This is a genomic window from Streptomyces sp. 7N604, from assembly GCF_052245475.1.
Lineage (GTDB): Bacteria > Actinomycetota > Actinomycetes > Streptomycetales > Streptomycetaceae > Streptomyces.
In genome coordinates, this window is sequence record NZ_JBQQBX010000032.1 from 39,875 (window position 1) to 54,571 (window position 14,697).

Genomic DNA, 14,697 nt, shown 5'->3' on the forward strand with positions numbered 1-14,697 from the left:
TTCATGCGGGTGATGAAGGCCCCGTCGGCGAGGCGGAGAAGGTGGGACGTCGGCAATGCGGCGATTGCCGGCCCGCTGGCCGTGAAGGTAGCCGTGCGGGCCAGCGTGGGCAGCGCCGGGTCAGGCCCATTCCTCTGCCTTGACCTCGGTTTGCTTCAGGACGCGGTCGATCGCATCCTGCGCCCTGTCCGGGGGGTACCCGTAGAGGCGGAGCAGGAGCTTGACCTTGCCGCGGATGCGGTCGCGGGCCTGGCCCTTCACGCGCCAGTCGACGGTGACGTCCTTGCGGACGAGTTCGCACAGCTTGTGGGCGATCTCTGCGAGGACGCCATGCCCCATCTCCAGGGCGGAGGGATTGGCGGCGACGGCGTCGTAGAAGGCCAACTCGTCCTCGGTTAGGCCGAGTTCCTCGGCCCGTGCCCGGTCTGCGGAGATCGTGCGTGCCAGGTCGACGAGGAGGTCCATGACCTCGGCAGAGGTGAGGAGGCCGTTGTGGTACGTGTTCATGACCTCCTGCATCTTCTCGGTGAAGGTGCGCTGGCGGACGACGTTGCCCGGGTGGGCGTCCCGGATCTCCTTCTTGATGGCGCGCCGCAGGGCCTCGATGGCGAGGTTGGGGTGGCGGCTGGCCTTCATCTGGTGAATGAAGTTGTCGCCCAGGTGGGACAGGTCGGGCTTGGTGAGGCCGGCGGCATCGTAGATGTCGACGACACCGTCGGCGGCGACGGCTTCGGCGTTGAGCTGCTCGATGAGACGGTTCACGTCGGCCTCGGTGGCCAGACCGTCGGACCGCCGAGCGTCGACGGTGATCTTTTCGCGGGAGGTGCGGACGGCCGCGTAGAACCGGATGTCGGGCAGCAGGTCCTGGACGTCCGGGTGGGTGGCGCACAGCGAGAACGAACGGGACAGCAGGCGGGCGAAGCGCATGAACCGCTGTTGACGGGTCGGCTTGCCCGGTTCGAGTTCCGGTTCGGCCTCTTCGAGGAATTCGAGGACGTCGTACAGGGCTTCCTTGTAGCCGTGGGCGTCGAGGGTATCGCGCCAGGGGCAGTAGCGCAGCACATCCCCGATCCGCTGGTGCATGCGCCGTACGGACGCGCACGCCTCCTCGATGGGCGCGCCGATGGTCCGGTTCTCCTGGTCGGGGGCGGAGTACTCGCCGAGGGCGGCGGTGATGTCCTGGGCGACTCCGAGGAAGTCGACGACCAAGCCGGACGGCTTCTCGCCCCAGGTGCGGTTGACGCGCGCGATGGCCTGCATGAGGGCCGCACCGCGCATGCGGCGGTCCAGGTAGAGGGTGTGCAGGGGCGGTGCGTCGAAGCCGGTCAGCCACAGGGATTGCACGATGACGAGTTCGAGCTCGTCGTCCTGGTCCTTGTCCACGACGCGCTTCTGGATGCGCTTGAGCTGGGCGGGCGTACGGACGTAGTCGGCGACCTCGGCGCTGTCGCGGCCCGGGTTGCCGGTGAACACGACGCGGATCTTGCCGGTGTCGTCGGGATACAGGCTGCTCTTCTTGTCGCGCTCGCCGACCCACTCGGGGCGGAGCCGGGCGAGGGCGTCGAAGAGGCGAGCGGCGATGGCACGGGAGGAGCAGACGATCATGCCCTTGCCGGGCCTGCCGGTGAGCTTGATCATCTCGCGGCGGCGTACGTCCCAGTGGTCGAGGACGGTGGCCGCCAGCTCCTCTATCCGCTCGGGGGCGCCGATGAGGTCCTCGAAGGAGGCGAACCGGCGGCGGGCGCGGGCCTGTTCGGCCTCCGACAGCCCTTCGACCAGCCCTTCGGCCTGGGCGTCGAGGTCGTCGAGGTCGACGTCGTCGGGGAGACTGACCTTCAGCTTGACCTTGTGCAGGATCGGCTCGTAGAAGACGGGGACGGTAGCGCCGTCGTCGACGGCCTGCGTGAGGTCGTATGTGTGGATGGTGGGGCCGAAGACGGCTTCGGTGCTTCCGGTGACGTTGTCGATGGGTGTGCCAGTGAAGGCGAGGAAGGTCGCGTTGGGCAGCGCGTCCCTTAGGTGCCTCGCGAATCCGTCCTCGAAGTCGTAGTGACTGCGATGGGCCTCGTCGACGACGACGATGATGTCGCGGCGAGTGGACAGGACGGGGTGACGGGCACCCGCCTCCTTCTCGGCCTTGCTGATGCGGAACTTCTGGAGGGTGCTAAAGACGACCCCGCCGCCGTTCTCGTTCCGGGTGAGAAGTTCCTTGAGCTGCTTGGAGTTCGCGGCCTTCTCCGGCTGGCCGACGATCCGGTGCAGGCTGTGGCTCTTGGCGAAGGTGTTGAAGAGCTGGCTATCGAGGTCGATACGATCGGTGAGCAGGACGATCGTCGGGTTCGAGAGCTCGGGGGTGCCGGCCACCTTCCCGGTGTAGAAGAGCATTTCCTCGCTCTTGCCAGCGCCCTGTGTATGCCAGACGACGCCCGCTTTGCCGTCCGTGGCGACGGCCGCCTGGGTGGCGGCGACGGCCTCGTGTACGGCAAAGTACTGGTGAGCCTTGGCGAGCTTGACGGTGTCCACGTCGCCGCCGGTGCCTTCGGCGGAGTAGGAGAGGTAGGACCCGATGAGGTCGAGGAACCGGCCCGGTTCGAGCGGTCCCTGAACCATCCGTTCCAGGGCACGGCCGTCAAACCACTCGCGCTTCCTGAGGAGAGTCCTGTCCTCGTCGGCGTGCCAGGGAGCCATGTGCTGCCAGGGGGTGAACGGGGTGCCGAGCCGTGCGGTTATCCCGTCGGAGGCGATGGCCAGGAGGAAGGTCCGGAAGACACCGTCGGGCCTCAGCTCGCGCCGGTAGTTCTGGATTTGGTCGTACGCCTTGCGGGAGTCGTCGGGGCCGCTGTCCTTCTTCAACTCGATGACGGCGAGGGGGAGTCCGTTGACGTACAGGACGATGTCGAAGACGAACTCGCGCTCGCGTACGCCCTTGACGCGCACTTGCGAGGCGGCGACGAGGTCGTTGCCGTGGGGATTGGAGAAGTCGACGACTCGGACGGTGTCGTGCTTCTCCGTGTCGGTGAGGGGGTCTTTGTACGCGACCTTTACGGCCTCGACGGTGAGCCGCCTGTAGAACTGCCAGTTCTGGCGGATGTCGGAGCCGGGGGGCGGCTTGAGGAGCTCGTCGATGGCCGCCTCGACGGCGGGCGCTGGGAGGTGCGGGTAGCGGGTGGCGATGGCGGTGCGCAGCCGGGGATAGAGGACGAGGTCGTCCCACGCCTTGCGCTGACCGTGGGCGGGACCGAGATCTCTCCCGTCGATGGGCAGCCAGCCCAACGCTCGGAGCTGGTCGAGAGCGACGTGCTCCCAGTCCTTCTCGGAGAAGGCAAGGGCTTCGGCGTGACTTGCGGTTGCCTCGGGCGACTCGGCTATAGGGTCGACGTCCGTGTCGGCCGACTCCGGGGAGCCATGGCCTCTTTCGGGGCCAGCGCCCGAACGCCCGTCTACGGCTGTCATGCGGCTGCCTCCATGGTGCGTTCGGCGTCTTTGATGCGGAGCTTTCCAGCGACTAGTTGGGGAAGGAGGGTGTCGCGGAGGGCGGCGAGAGTTCGACTCTCCCTGATGGCCGCCATGGAGCGCGCGTCGAGTATGGCGAGCTCCTGGTTGATGTGTGCCCGGATTTCAGCGGGTGGCACGACGACGGGGACCGCCCCCAGGATGGCCGTGTTCAGGTTCGGCATTGTGGCGCCGACGGCGTGCTGATGAATCCAGTCCTGCACTTCCGGTTCACCGAGGTAGTGGCTGAGGAAGAGCGGTTCTACAGCCTTCCTAGGCCTTACCCGAAGACACCCTGTCCCGCATAGCCAACCGGATTCATGGCTCCTTACGAGAGCTCGGCGCTTCACATCGCCACGCCGCGAGTAGACGATGTCGCCCTCGGCCAGCTGGTACTTCGAGAGCCGACGGATATCCGCGTCTGAGACGCGGGCAATGCTGTCTTCGAGGATGACGTTGTCGCCGATGTTCTGCGGCATCACGCTCGGGATACCGGACTCGACGTAGTCAGAGGCGTGTAGTTGACTGCCGAACGGTCCAGTCTGGATCGAGCCTCCGCCCTCAGCGCACAGCTCTCCAAGGGTGGTGCGGCTCCAGTCCTGGGCGTCCGTCGCGGAGTCGATGACGAGGGAAGCCACCCGGCCCTGCTTCCACAAGCCTTGCATCATGGCACGGCAGAGGTCGGCTGCCGTCTTGGTGATGCGCTCGTTGACCGCGACCTTTTCGTCCAGCGCGCCGAGTACTTCTGCGATTGCCTGCTGCTGTTTGAAGGCAGGTGCAGGGATCCTTACCTTGACGAGCTCTGACTGGCGAATTCCCTGTACTGTAGTCCCCGAGGATCGGCCGTGGAGTCGGCTTTGAACGGTGGGTGTCTGCAACGCGTAGTACAGATACCTGCTCGAGAGAATTTCGGCACGTCCTCTTAGTCCGAAGACCCTTTGCCCCAGAGCCAAAGGTTCATCGCTCTCTACCAGAGCGCATTGCCCCAGTGGGGCTTCTGACGTTAGGATTACGTCATTTTTGCGAGTCCGAACGGGCATCCATCGCTCGTATAGATCTTGTGGAATATGGCGAGCTTCCGAGAGAGTGAGACGGCCGTTCTTGACGAGCAAAGCGGAGGCGACTGGAATACCCGTGGCGGAGAAGTCCCCGCCGAGCTTTTTTGGGGTCTTTCCTCTGTGATCGATAAGCACCTCAAGTGCCTCCCCAAGAACTACTTCGGGCATCACAGCCTCCGCAACTGCTCTCGTACCGTCATCTCAACTCTGCCCGATTCCTCAAACAGCCCGAACAACTCCTTGGTCAGTCGAGTTACCCTCTCCTCCACCGGCTCCGCATCCGGATCTTCCTCCGCCTCTGCGAAACCCACATACCGCCCCGGCGTCAGCACGAACTCGTGCTCCCGCAGCTCGTCCAGCGGAACACTGCGGCAGAAACCGGGCACGTCCTCGTACGCCCCGATTCCACGCCCCTCGGCCCCTCGCCAGGCTCGGAAGATTCCGGCAATCTTCTCGATCTCTGCCTTGCGCAACTTCTTGACTGTGCGGCTGCCCTCCTCAAGTTCGCTCATCTTGGAGGCGTCGATGAAGAGCACCTCACCTTTCCGCCCCCGCACCCATTTGGAGTGCCGCCCCTTGCCCTCAACGAGGAACCACAAACAGGCCGGAATCTGGGTCGACCGGAACAACTGCCCCGGCAGCGCCACCATGCAAGCCACCAGGTCGTCCTCCACCATCGCCCGCCGGATGTCCCCCTCCCCGCCCGACTTGCTGCTCATCGAGCCGTTAGCGAGGACGATGCCAGCCCGCCCCCCGGGCGCCAACTTGCTCACCATGTGCTGGATCCAAGCGAAGTTGGCGTTGCCGACCGGTGGGATGCCGTACACCCAGCGGTCGTCGAGGCCGAGCAATTCCCCGCCCCAGTCGGAGATGTTGAACGGCGGGTTGGCCAGGACCACGTCCGCCTTAAGGTCGCCGTGCTGGTCGTTGTGGAAGGAGTTCGAGGGGCCTTCGCCCAGGTCGGCCTCGATGCCGTGGATCGCGAGGTTCATGTGGGCGAGGCGCCAAGTCGTCAGGTTCAACTCCTGGCCGTACACAGCCACGTTGAAGCGGTCGCCTCCGTGCGTCTCCACGAACTTCTCGGCCTGGACGAACATGCCACCCGACCCGCACGCCGGGTCCAGGACCCGCTCGCCCTCCGCCGGTTCCAGCATCTCCACGAGCAGCTTCACCACGCTCGGCGGAGTGAAGTACTCACCGCCCTTGCGGCCTTCCTGAAGGGCGAACTGGCCGAGGAAGTACTCGTACACCTCACCCATCAGATCCCGTGCCCCGACCCGCTTGCCGTCCTCGCTCACCTGCGACTGGAAGGTGAGCCGGTCAAGCAGCTTCACCAGGCCCGCAAGGGTCGGCTCGTCGACGCGGCCGCTGTTGTACTGCTGGGGGAGCGTGTTCTTCTTCAGTGAGGAGTTGAACTTCTCGATCGTCTCCATCGCCGTGTCGATGACCTTGCCCAGGGTCGGGTCGTCCAGCGTGCCCTTGGCCCGTTCCAGGACGACCTCCCACCGGGCGGTCGGCGGAACGTAGAAGATCCCTGCGCCTGTGTACAGGTCCCGGTCCTCCAGGATCTGCGGGATCGCCTCCTCTGGAACCTCGCCCCTGAAGCCGAGTTCAGCCAGGAGATATCCCCCTGGCTGCAGCCCCTCCTCCAACTGCGCCCGCTTTTCCTTCATTGCCTCCGACACGTACTTGAGGAACACAAGCCCCAGCACAAAGTGCTTGTACTCGGCGGCGTCCAAACTCCCGCGCAGCTTGTCCGCGGACTTCCAGAGGATGGACTTCATGTCCTCCGGCTTGGCTTCCTTCTTCTTCCGTGGGGGCACGGGAGTTCTCACTTCTCTGCTCGACAGCGTATGTCTGCGTATGTCGTTGTACGTCATCGTTGTCTTGCGCGTACGGCCATATGCCCCGTACGGCTACGTCTGCGTAGGGTCTATCGCCCCACGCGGGGCCGCCCTACAGGCCACGCCCATCACCGCCGCCCCAGTTCCAGATACCCGTCGGCCACCCCCGCCGAGACCCGTTCGGCAAGGCCATCCAGCACCTCCAACTGCCGCCGCACCTCCGCACGCAGCCGTTCGGTCTCCGTCAGCAGCTTCTCCAACTCCGCGATCTCCGGCGGCGAGAGCTGCGGCAGATCCATCTCCCGCACGCTCACCCGCCGCACCAGTGACCCGCTGCTGCGATGCTGGTTGCGCGGCGCCTGAAGCAGCTGGGCGAGCGTCTGCGGGCGCATCCACAGAGGGTCGGACGTGGTCGGCTTCTCGCCGGTTTCCCGCAGATGACGGTGATACGCCGTGATCCGCAGGCCCTGTACCGGTGTGAGCAGTACGCAGCCGCCTGCGTCATCCACCCGACACCGCACCCCGTGCTCGGCGAGCAGGAGCACATCGCCGCGCTCAGTGACCGTCGCGGATCGGTACTCTGCCAGGGCCTCCAGGGCGATACGCCGCTGTCCGACCGGCAGGACCCCGTGTATCTCCTCACGTCCGATGACGGGAAGGCCCGCGTCCCCGATATCGGTCTCCCCGATCCGGTGTCCGCCCAACAGCTTGAGCTGGCCCGCCTTCAGGTTCTCGTCCAGCTTGCGGTGCTGTACTGCGGACTGGCGTTTGGAGATGCCCATGCCACCGAGCCAGTCCCGCAGATGAGGCAAGGCGGCCACAGCCGCACGCCGTGCGGTCAGCGTCTCCTCGAAGTGGTCGACGTCAGCCTCGGGAGCCGCCAGACGGTGCGCGGGTAGGACGGAGCGGTTGTCCAACAGCTGCTCACTGCCCGCACCGTCAGCCCGTACCGGGATCAGCCGTGCGTCCCTCGGGTCGGACGGAGCAGCGGCCTCAGCGCGCGTCAGCTGGATGACCTGCTCGGTCCACTTCCTTCCGCCGGACCGCTGGGCGATCCGATCGGCGTCGATGAGTAGAACTGGCCGAGGGTCCGACGGGGGACACAGGATGAGAAGCGCGTACTCGGCCCCTGTGCGGAACGGGTGGATACGGCGCGGGAGTTGGACAATCGTCTCCACGCAGCCGCGTTCCAGCAGCCCGTTCCGCGCGGTGACAGTCGACGTAGGCACGGACGCCGGTCCCGTACCGCGGGTGCGCGACAGTGTCCAGGCGGGGACGACGACGTACGCGCGGCCCTCGGGCGCAAGACGGCGGACGGCTTCCTCGGCCCACCACAGCGGTCCTTCGGTGTCCCGCTCCCGCTCCCCGGACACGTACGGTGGATCGGCGAGCACGATGTCGGCACTTGGGAAGCCGAATGATTCGTCGCCCGGCGCCTGTTCCCAGGTGAGGAGCGTGTCCAGGTCGGCGGGGGAGGTACAGACGTCGATGGCGCCGGCCTCGTAGCTGAGGAGCCGGTACTGCAGCAGCTTGCGCATCAGCGGGTCCGGTTCGACCGCCACGAGTCCGCCGTGTCCTCTGAGGTCCTCGTACGGTCCGCCCGACATCCCCAGCAGCAGCTCCCCCAGCCCAGCACACAGGCTGATGGTCGAACGCTGACCGGGACCGCCCTCATTGGGGCCGATGAGCGCGGCGACCAGCGAGACGACCTCGCGGGGGGTGACGTCCATGACTAGGTCGGATTCGAGCCGTCTGGCGATCTCCAGGCCTTCGTCGTCCAGGCCGAGCAAGGCATCGGCGGCCCAGCCCGGCGCGCCGATCTCGTCCAAGAGGTCATGGGCGGCATGGACGACAGCGGGGTCGGCCGCTTCGTACTCTTCGAGCAGCCCTTCGGGAAGGTACTCCGTGATCATGTCCCCGCCTTCCGCGGACATGGCAATCACGGCGAGGGCCTGGGAGATGAGAGTCTCCGCCGACCCCAGCCGGTGCTTGAGTGCGACGAGCCCTCGCAGCCGCAGCGCGCTGCGGAAGCGGTCGCCGTACGTCGGCAGCCGACCGTCCTCGTCCGGCTCGGCGGCCGGAATTGGCCGCAGGTCGAGCCAGTCGGCGATTTCGGCCGCGTCGAAGAGGGGCTTGCTCTCGCTGCCTACGCCCGGGATCGGGTCGGGGAAGGGACGACGAGACTCACCGGTGCCGCCCAGGACCTCCCGGGAGTGGCGACGGCGCCAGTTACTGACTGTGGGGCGACCGACTCCGGCGAGTTCCTTGATCTCGCCGAGCGAGACGGGCGCGTACGTTTCGCTCTCCTGGCCGGGCGCCGCACTCTTCTGTAGGCGGTCAGGTGCCTCGGGCTTCTGCCATGCCATATACGTGGGCCGGGGCCGCTGCCGGGACATAACAGCCTCACAGCCTGATCGGCTCGGCGCCGGCCAGCACCCTCGGCTTGCGGGCGAGCACGTCGGGGATCTGGCTGAACTGCCGGTGCAGAGCGGCCTTCTCGGGAGAAAGGTACTCCATGAGCCTGAGCAGCGTGTCGAAGTCCTTCTCCAAGTGGCGGTGACAGATGCGCTCATGGTGGCCGATGCGGTTGCGGAAGCAGCGCATGTGGTCCAGCTGTTGCTGGAGGGCGCCCCGCCTGCCCTGGTAGCCGCGGAACGCGTGGCGCAGAGCGGGGTTCCAGAACTGCATCTCGTAGTTCTGGCCACGACCAGTCAGCCCCACCCAGAAGCCGAGCGTCAGCTTGGCGACCATGTCCCCCGTACCGAATTGGGGCCCAAGCTCGCGCTGAAGAGCCTGCTTGGCGCTGCATACCTGCCCGATGCCCTTGCTGGTCAGCTGGACGCGAGGGGAGTCCCACCAGTCGGCGCGGCCGTAGCGCCCGGCCAGCTTGGCGTGGAACGAGTTGCGCATCGCGACCTCGAAGTCGCGCAGCGCGCCGAGGAACGCGCGGGATGCCTCTCCGTCCCAGCAGTAGAGGCGCAGAGCGACGAGGGGGTCACCACTGCACTCGTCGAGAAAGGGCTGAAACCTCTCCGCAGAGATCGCGTCCACGATCCGCTTGGCCTCTTCGTCGGTCACCATCGACGCCCCCTGAATGAAAGGTTCCGTGTTAGCCTCGAAGCGTGCGCCCCGGAGTACTGTCACTGCTTTGCACACAGCCCGGGGCACAGCTATATCCCCACCAGTGCTCATAAGTGCTGGGATCCGGTCGCTGCGGTGACCTGACTGCACAACCAGTTTCAACGTGTCGTACACGCTAGCACACTTTCGGTTCTGCCTGCACATCACTGAGAAGCTGGCTTCTCAGTGACGTGCCCGAATCTGAAGACTGGACGCTGTGCGGGGTAAAGCTCCAGAGGCGGACGGCGCGTCCTGTACGTCGAATGCGCGACCGACGGTGACCCAGAACCTGCGCCGGTCGCCCTTCTGGGGTTCGACTCACCACTGGGGGCCGCACACGCTGGCGACCTGCTGGTGTGACCGGCAGTGATTGGGCAAGCGACCAAATGCTCTGCTTGCTCCTCAGGGCCGCGCGGGAACGAGATTGACGACCGCGAAGCAGCACTTGGCGCCGCTGCGTGCCACCCGGACCACCGCCGTCGCGGACACCACCGTCAGCCGCTGGGGGCGCGGGCCATGAAGGGAACACCGACGCTGCTGGGCGGCACCGTCTCCTTCATTGAGGCCAACGGCACGGTCGCCGTGTTCGACTGCTGTCGGCGAGCATCTCTGGCTGTGTGTTGGCCGCCACAGGGTGGACGCCTTCCTGAACCCAATGTAGGTGCGAAGCACCTCGGGTCGGCCCCGCTCCTGCGGGCCACGCTGCCGGTCATCGCCGTTGTGGAGTCGCAGCTGTGGACCAGATGGGAACCTCATGGGAACGGAAGGATCACGCACGATCTAGCATGATCAGGCAGGAACGAGTATCCAGAATCGCGCTGACCTGCGACTTTCCCAAGGGGCGAGCAATGCTGATGAAGATCGGGATGATCATGTACTGGCTCGTAATGCGTAGGTCAGGGGTTCGACTCCCCTAGGCGGCTCCACTAAGCCCCAGGTCAGAGGCGATGATCCCCTGATCTGGGGCTTGATCTTTCTCCGCCGTGACGTCCCGTGTGACATCTATCCCGGGATTCCCATTACCGTCCGGCCATGGCCAAGGGGAGCATCGACCGTGACCCTGAGCCAGCTGTTAGAGCGCTGGCTCGAGGTGGCCGACCTCGAGCTGACGACCCGGGAGGCCCACGAGGGCTACATCGCGCGCACGATCAACCCGGCCCTCGGCGATCAGCCGCTCCGCAAACTGCAGCACCGCGTCGACCTCCTCGACCGCATGTACGTGCACCTGCGCCGCTGCTCTTTGCTGTGCGACGGCAAACCCTTCATCGAGCACCGCACGAAGCGCCCGCACGACTGCAAGTCCCCGGGCAAGCGCCCTTGTGGGCAACACATCTGCCGCCCGGCTTCGCCGGCGACCTGCCACCGGATCAACTCGATCATTTCGGCCGCATTCAACTACGCGATCTCATGGGGCTGGGTCGAACGCAACCCAGCTGAGTACGCCCACCTGCCGAAGCTCCGCCGCAAGCGAGCCAGGCCGCCGGCGCCGGAGAAGGTCGCCCAGCTGTTGAACCTTGCCTTCGAGAGATCACCACCGGCGCCCGTCGTGGTGAGATCTGCCAGCTGCGTTGGCCGTACGTGAACCTGCAGCTGTGCGAGGTGGTCAAGGTCAAGGAGACCAAGACCGACGATCCTCGTCGGCTCACCTTGGACAGCGCGACGGTCTCGCTCCTGGCGGAGTACAAGGCGGTCGCAATGAAAGAGCTCAAGGACATGGGCGTCGCCTTCGACGAGGTCCTACGAACCTCCGCCACTTCAACAGCACCCAGCTGCTCGCCGTCGGCGTCGACCTCCGCACCGTCGCCGGCTGTCTCGGGCACGCAGACGGCGGAGCCACGACGCTGCGCTTCTACGCCGACTGGATCCGTCCCGCCGACCGGGAGGCAGCCGAGAAGATCGGCGCGCTGATTCGTGACCTCCGAGACAAGGCCGCCGGCGACCCCGCGCTCGCCGTACCGCCGCCGCGCCGGAAGTTGGCGGGCGCCTCCGAGATCCTGGCCGCCGCGCTGCGCAAGGCGATCGCCGACGGCGTCTACCCCGTGGACGGCAAACTCCCGGAAGGTCGCCAAGCTGGCGGAGCAGTACGACCTCGGCTACGGCACGGCGCAACAGGCGATAACTCTGCTGAGGAACGAGGGGCTCGTCGAGTCAGGCAAGGCCGACCCATCCGCGTAGTGAAGGCGCCAGAGGTGTGCTAGTGCCGTAGCAGGCAACGTTTGCCCTGTTGTGATGTGACGCGCGTATCCGCCGCTACATCATCCGGCGAAACCGTCACGCTGACGACCAGCGACTACGAGCCGTGGTCGACAAGGCGAACGTTGCCTGATGCGGCACTAGCCGGAGGTCACGGGCGTTGCGTCGGGCGGCGCCGCGCCACGACGAGCGATTTCCGCTCGCGTCTCCCAGAATGGAGGTGTCGCCCCCTTGGGCGTCGGCGTCGTGTCCCCCTGAGGAATAGGGCAGTTCCATGGGAATCATTTCGCGGGGCTTTCACGGCCGGGCGCGCCCAGCGGATGTGAAGTTGCCTCCCGGGCAGTACCTGACCGAGGACTTTCCAGTGCTGTCGGCTGGTCCCACGCCGAGCATTGCGCGGGAGGAGTGGGAGTTCACCATCACGACCGAGAGCGGTACGCGCCACCGCTGGTCGTGGCGGGAGCTGCTGGCGCTGCCGAGCGAGCGGCCGACGGTGGACCTGCACTGCGTGACCAAGTGGTCGAAGCTGGGCACCGGTTGGGAAGGGGTGTCGCTGGACACGCTGTTCGCCGGTGTGGAGACGGCAGCCGAGTTCGTGCTGGTCCACTCCTACGGTGACTACACGACGAACCTGCCGCTGGAGGACCTGCTGGGCGGCAGGGCGTGGATCGCCTACCAGTACGAGGGCGAGGACCTGGCCCCGGTGCACGGCGGCCCGGCCCGGCTGCTGGTACCGCATCTGTACCTGTGGAAGTCGGCCAAGTGGGTGCGCGGCATGCGGCTGCTGACCGAGGACGAGCCGGGGTTCTGGGAGGGCATCGGCTACCACGACTACGGTGACCCGTGGCGCGAGCAGCGGTACCAGGGCGACTGAAGGCCCCCCTGACCTGGCAGGCCGCCCGGCTGGTCGGTCTGCGCGACGAGACGGCCACGGCCCGCACGCTGGTCTTCGAGGTGCCCGGCTGGTCCGGGCACCTGGCCGGTCAGCACGTGGATGTGCGGCTGACCGCCGAGGACGGCTTCAGCACCGAGCGCAGCTATTCGCTGGCCTCGGCACCGGACGGCGACCGGATCGAGCTGACGGTGCAGCGCGTGCCCGACGGGGAGGTCTCGCCGTACCTGGCCGATGTGATGGAGATCGGCGACCTGGTGGAGGTCCGGGGCCCGGTGGGTGGCTGGTTCGTCTGGCACCCGGCGGAGACCCGGCCGGTGCTGCTGGTGGGCGGCGGATCGGGGATCGTCCCGCTGATGGCCATGATCCGCACGCGCCGCAGCCTCGGCAGCCGCACCCCCTTCCGGCTGATCTACTCCGTCCGCACGCCCGAGGACCGGTACTACGCCTGCGAACTGCGCACCCCGCAGCCCGGTGACGGCGGCCTGGAGGTCACCCATCTCTACACGCGGCACACGCCTGAGGGCTGGCCGCGACCCGCCAAGCGTCTGCAACTGGCGGACCTGCAGACCTATGGCTGGCCGCCGGAGTTCGAGCCGGTCTGCTTCGTCTGCGGGCCGACCGGCTTCGTCGAGGCCGCCGCGGCCCTACTGGTGGCCTTGGGCCACGACCCGCGCCGGATCAGAACCGAACGCTTCGGCCCTACGGGAGGCTGACATGGACCGACAGGACACCACCGATTACGAGGACGGCAACGCGCTCGCCGGGCCGCTGGGCGAACTGTTCACCGCGGACGTCACCGCGGCCACCGGGCGCTGCGCCGGCTGCGGGCGCATCGCTCTCGTCGCCGAGCTGCGCGTGTACGCGTACGCCCCCGGCCTGGTGGCACGCTGCCCGAGCTGCGATGCGGTGATCCTCCGACTCGTACGGGCCCCCGACGCCGCATGGCTGGACCTGCGCGGCACGGTCTACATGCGCGTCCCGCTGCCACCCGCATGAAGCCGCCCCCGCCGCCGACGGCAGCGGCAGTGGTGGACCTCGCCCAGGGGCAACGCTCTACGGTCGGTCGCCGCGGTCCGCGGTGCGCCACTGGGTCAGCAGGATCAACGGGGCTTGGCAGGCAGCCAAGCTCGAAAGGACCGCAGCCAGACCGGCCAGGGTCACGACCGGGTACGGCTCGAGTGGCCACCCCACGATGTTGAGCGCACCCATACACCGATGCCCACCAACAGAATCGCGGGGAACCATCACGAACCCACGACCGGGATCACCGCATTGGCGGCCCGCTCACCGCGGTCGGGAGGTGACTCGGGAACATCGACAGCGCATGACCGCAGCTCGGGCAGGTCGGCGGTGGATCGGTTACCGCTCGGTGTCGCCGTGGTGGTCATCCGCGGTCTCCTGTGCGATCCGCTCCGCTGCCGCCGCGTCTGCTGCGACCACCCGATGCGCCTCCTCGAGGACTGTTTCCACGTCCCTGGAGGGGATGACCGCGGCGCCGGAGTGGTCGGCGAACACGTAGTCGCCCGGCCAGATGCCGACACCGGCCACCACCACCGGCCGGTTCGCCTCGAACGGCGTGACCACGTCCCCACCCCACCGCAATGCCTCGCCCCGGCAGTAGGTGACCATGTCGTAGGTGGCGAGATCGGCGAAGTCGCGCAGTCTGCCATCGGCCAGCACTCCGGCCAGGCCGTGGTTGACGACCCGGGTCAGCTTCGTGCCACCCCCCATGGACACCTCTGGATGTCCATTGCAAGCCATCACGAGTACCGCACCACGCCCGTCTTCCCCGATCGCCTCGTAGAACAACCGCGCGAAGTTGTAGCGGTCGGCGGGGAGGCGCTCACCGCACGACGGGAAGTAGGAGAGCGTCACTGCGGGACCGAACAACAACCGACCAGGCGTGGGACAGACCAGGTCCAGCACGTCACACCGATGCCGATGAATGCGGCCCATCGCATCGACCACGTCCGCGGACCGCAGTCCCTCGGCACGCTCGCGCAAAGGCTCCAAGGCTGACCTCCGCCAACCGCTAACACTGATGGAACAGTATCCTGACGTTTCCCCGTAATCATGGATGCTCGATGTCTACGCT

Annotated in this window: 10 protein-coding genes; 4 read left to right on the top strand and 6 right to left on the bottom strand. The window is 66.7% G+C overall.

Annotated elements, in window-relative coordinates:
• Positions 1-120: 120 nt before the first annotated feature.
• The 5 genes from ACTWP8_RS30155 to ACTWP8_RS30175 all read right to left on the bottom strand — a co-directional run bounded on the left by ACTWP8_RS30155 (position 121) and on the right by ACTWP8_RS30175 (position 9,475).
• Positions 121-3,453: a type I restriction endonuclease subunit R gene (locus ACTWP8_RS30155; RefSeq protein WP_443325252.1), complete on the bottom strand. Its 3,333-nt coding sequence runs from the start codon at positions 3,451-3,453 to the stop codon at positions 121-123.
• Complete coding sequence (locus tag ACTWP8_RS30160; protein WP_443325253.1) at positions 3,450-4,718, bottom strand: restriction endonuclease subunit S; 1,269 nt, start codon at positions 4,716-4,718, stop codon at positions 3,450-3,452. The genes ACTWP8_RS30155 and ACTWP8_RS30160 overlap by 4 nt, the downstream gene beginning before the upstream one ends.
• Entirely contained in the window at positions 4,718-6,373 is a 1,656-nt protein-coding gene (locus tag ACTWP8_RS30165) for a class I SAM-dependent DNA methyltransferase (protein ID WP_443325254.1), read from the bottom strand. The genes ACTWP8_RS30160 and ACTWP8_RS30165 overlap by 1 nt, the downstream gene beginning before the upstream one ends.
• A gap of 149 nt (positions 6,374-6,522) precedes the next feature.
• Entirely contained in the window at positions 6,523-8,760 is a 2,238-nt protein-coding gene (locus tag ACTWP8_RS30170) for a hypothetical protein (protein ID WP_443325255.1), read from the bottom strand.
• 37 nt (positions 8,761-8,797) lie between these two features.
• Positions 8,798-9,475 (bottom strand): hypothetical protein, encoded by a 678-nt coding sequence (locus tag ACTWP8_RS30175; RefSeq protein ID WP_443325256.1) that lies wholly within the window; start codon positions 9,473-9,475, stop codon positions 8,798-8,800.
• Between the two features lie 1,093 nt (positions 9,476-10,568).
• On the opposite strand from ACTWP8_RS30175, the gene ACTWP8_RS30180 reads away from it, so the two are divergent.
• The 4 genes from ACTWP8_RS30180 to ACTWP8_RS30195 all read left to right on the top strand — a co-directional run bounded on the left by ACTWP8_RS30180 (position 10,569) and on the right by ACTWP8_RS30195 (position 13,598).
• The gene (locus tag ACTWP8_RS30180) at positions 10,569-11,096 is read left to right on the top strand and encodes a hypothetical protein (protein WP_443325257.1); all 528 of its coding nucleotides are present in this window, start codon (positions 10,569-10,571) and stop codon (positions 11,094-11,096) included.
• An 885-nt stretch (positions 11,097-11,981) separates the two neighbouring features.
• Positions 11,982-12,581, top strand: coding sequence for a sulfite oxidase-like oxidoreductase (locus tag ACTWP8_RS30185; RefSeq protein WP_443325258.1), 600 nt, complete (start codon positions 11,982-11,984; stop codon positions 12,579-12,581).
• Positions 12,551-13,315 carry a ferredoxin reductase gene (locus ACTWP8_RS30190; RefSeq protein WP_443325259.1) on the top strand — a complete coding sequence of 255 codons (765 nt, stop codon included), beginning with the start codon at positions 12,551-12,553 and terminating at the stop codon, positions 13,313-13,315. The genes ACTWP8_RS30185 and ACTWP8_RS30190 overlap by 31 nt, the downstream gene beginning before the upstream one ends.
• A gap of 1 nt (position 13,316) precedes the next feature.
• Entirely contained in the window at positions 13,317-13,598 is a 282-nt protein-coding gene (locus ACTWP8_RS30195) for a DUF6510 family protein (RefSeq protein ID WP_443325260.1), read from the top strand.
• Between the two features lie 363 nt (positions 13,599-13,961).
• Here ACTWP8_RS30195 and ACTWP8_RS30200 read toward each other — a convergent pair whose 3' ends face one another.
• The gene (locus ACTWP8_RS30200) at positions 13,962-14,570 is read right to left on the bottom strand and encodes an RraA family protein (protein WP_443325293.1); all 609 of its coding nucleotides are present in this window, start codon (positions 14,568-14,570) and stop codon (positions 13,962-13,964) included.
• Positions 14,571-14,697 lie beyond the last annotated feature (127 nt).

What these genes read in the sequence shown, in the direction of transcription:
- ACTWP8_RS30160 (WP_443325253.1), bottom strand. Translation starts at nt 4,718, where the DNA reads ATGCCCGAAGTAGTTCTTGGGGAGGCACTTGAGGTGCTTATCGATCAC.
- ACTWP8_RS30175 (WP_443325256.1), bottom strand. Translation starts at nt 9,475, where the DNA reads ATGGTGACCGACGAAGAGGCCAAGCGGATCGTGGACGCGATCTCTGCG.
- ACTWP8_RS30195 (WP_443325260.1), top strand. Translation starts at nt 13,317, where the DNA reads ATGGACCGACAGGACACCACCGATTACGAGGACGGCAACGCGCTCGCC.
- ACTWP8_RS30155 (WP_443325252.1), bottom strand. Translation starts at nt 3,453, where the DNA reads ATGACAGCCGTAGACGGGCGTTCGGGCGCTGGCCCCGAAAGAGGCCAT.
- ACTWP8_RS30185 (WP_443325258.1), top strand. Translation starts at nt 11,982, where the DNA reads ATGGGAATCATTTCGCGGGGCTTTCACGGCCGGGCGCGCCCAGCGGAT.
- ACTWP8_RS30170 (WP_443325255.1), bottom strand. Translation starts at nt 8,760, where the DNA reads ATGGCATGGCAGAAGCCCGAGGCACCTGACCGCCTACAGAAGAGTGCG.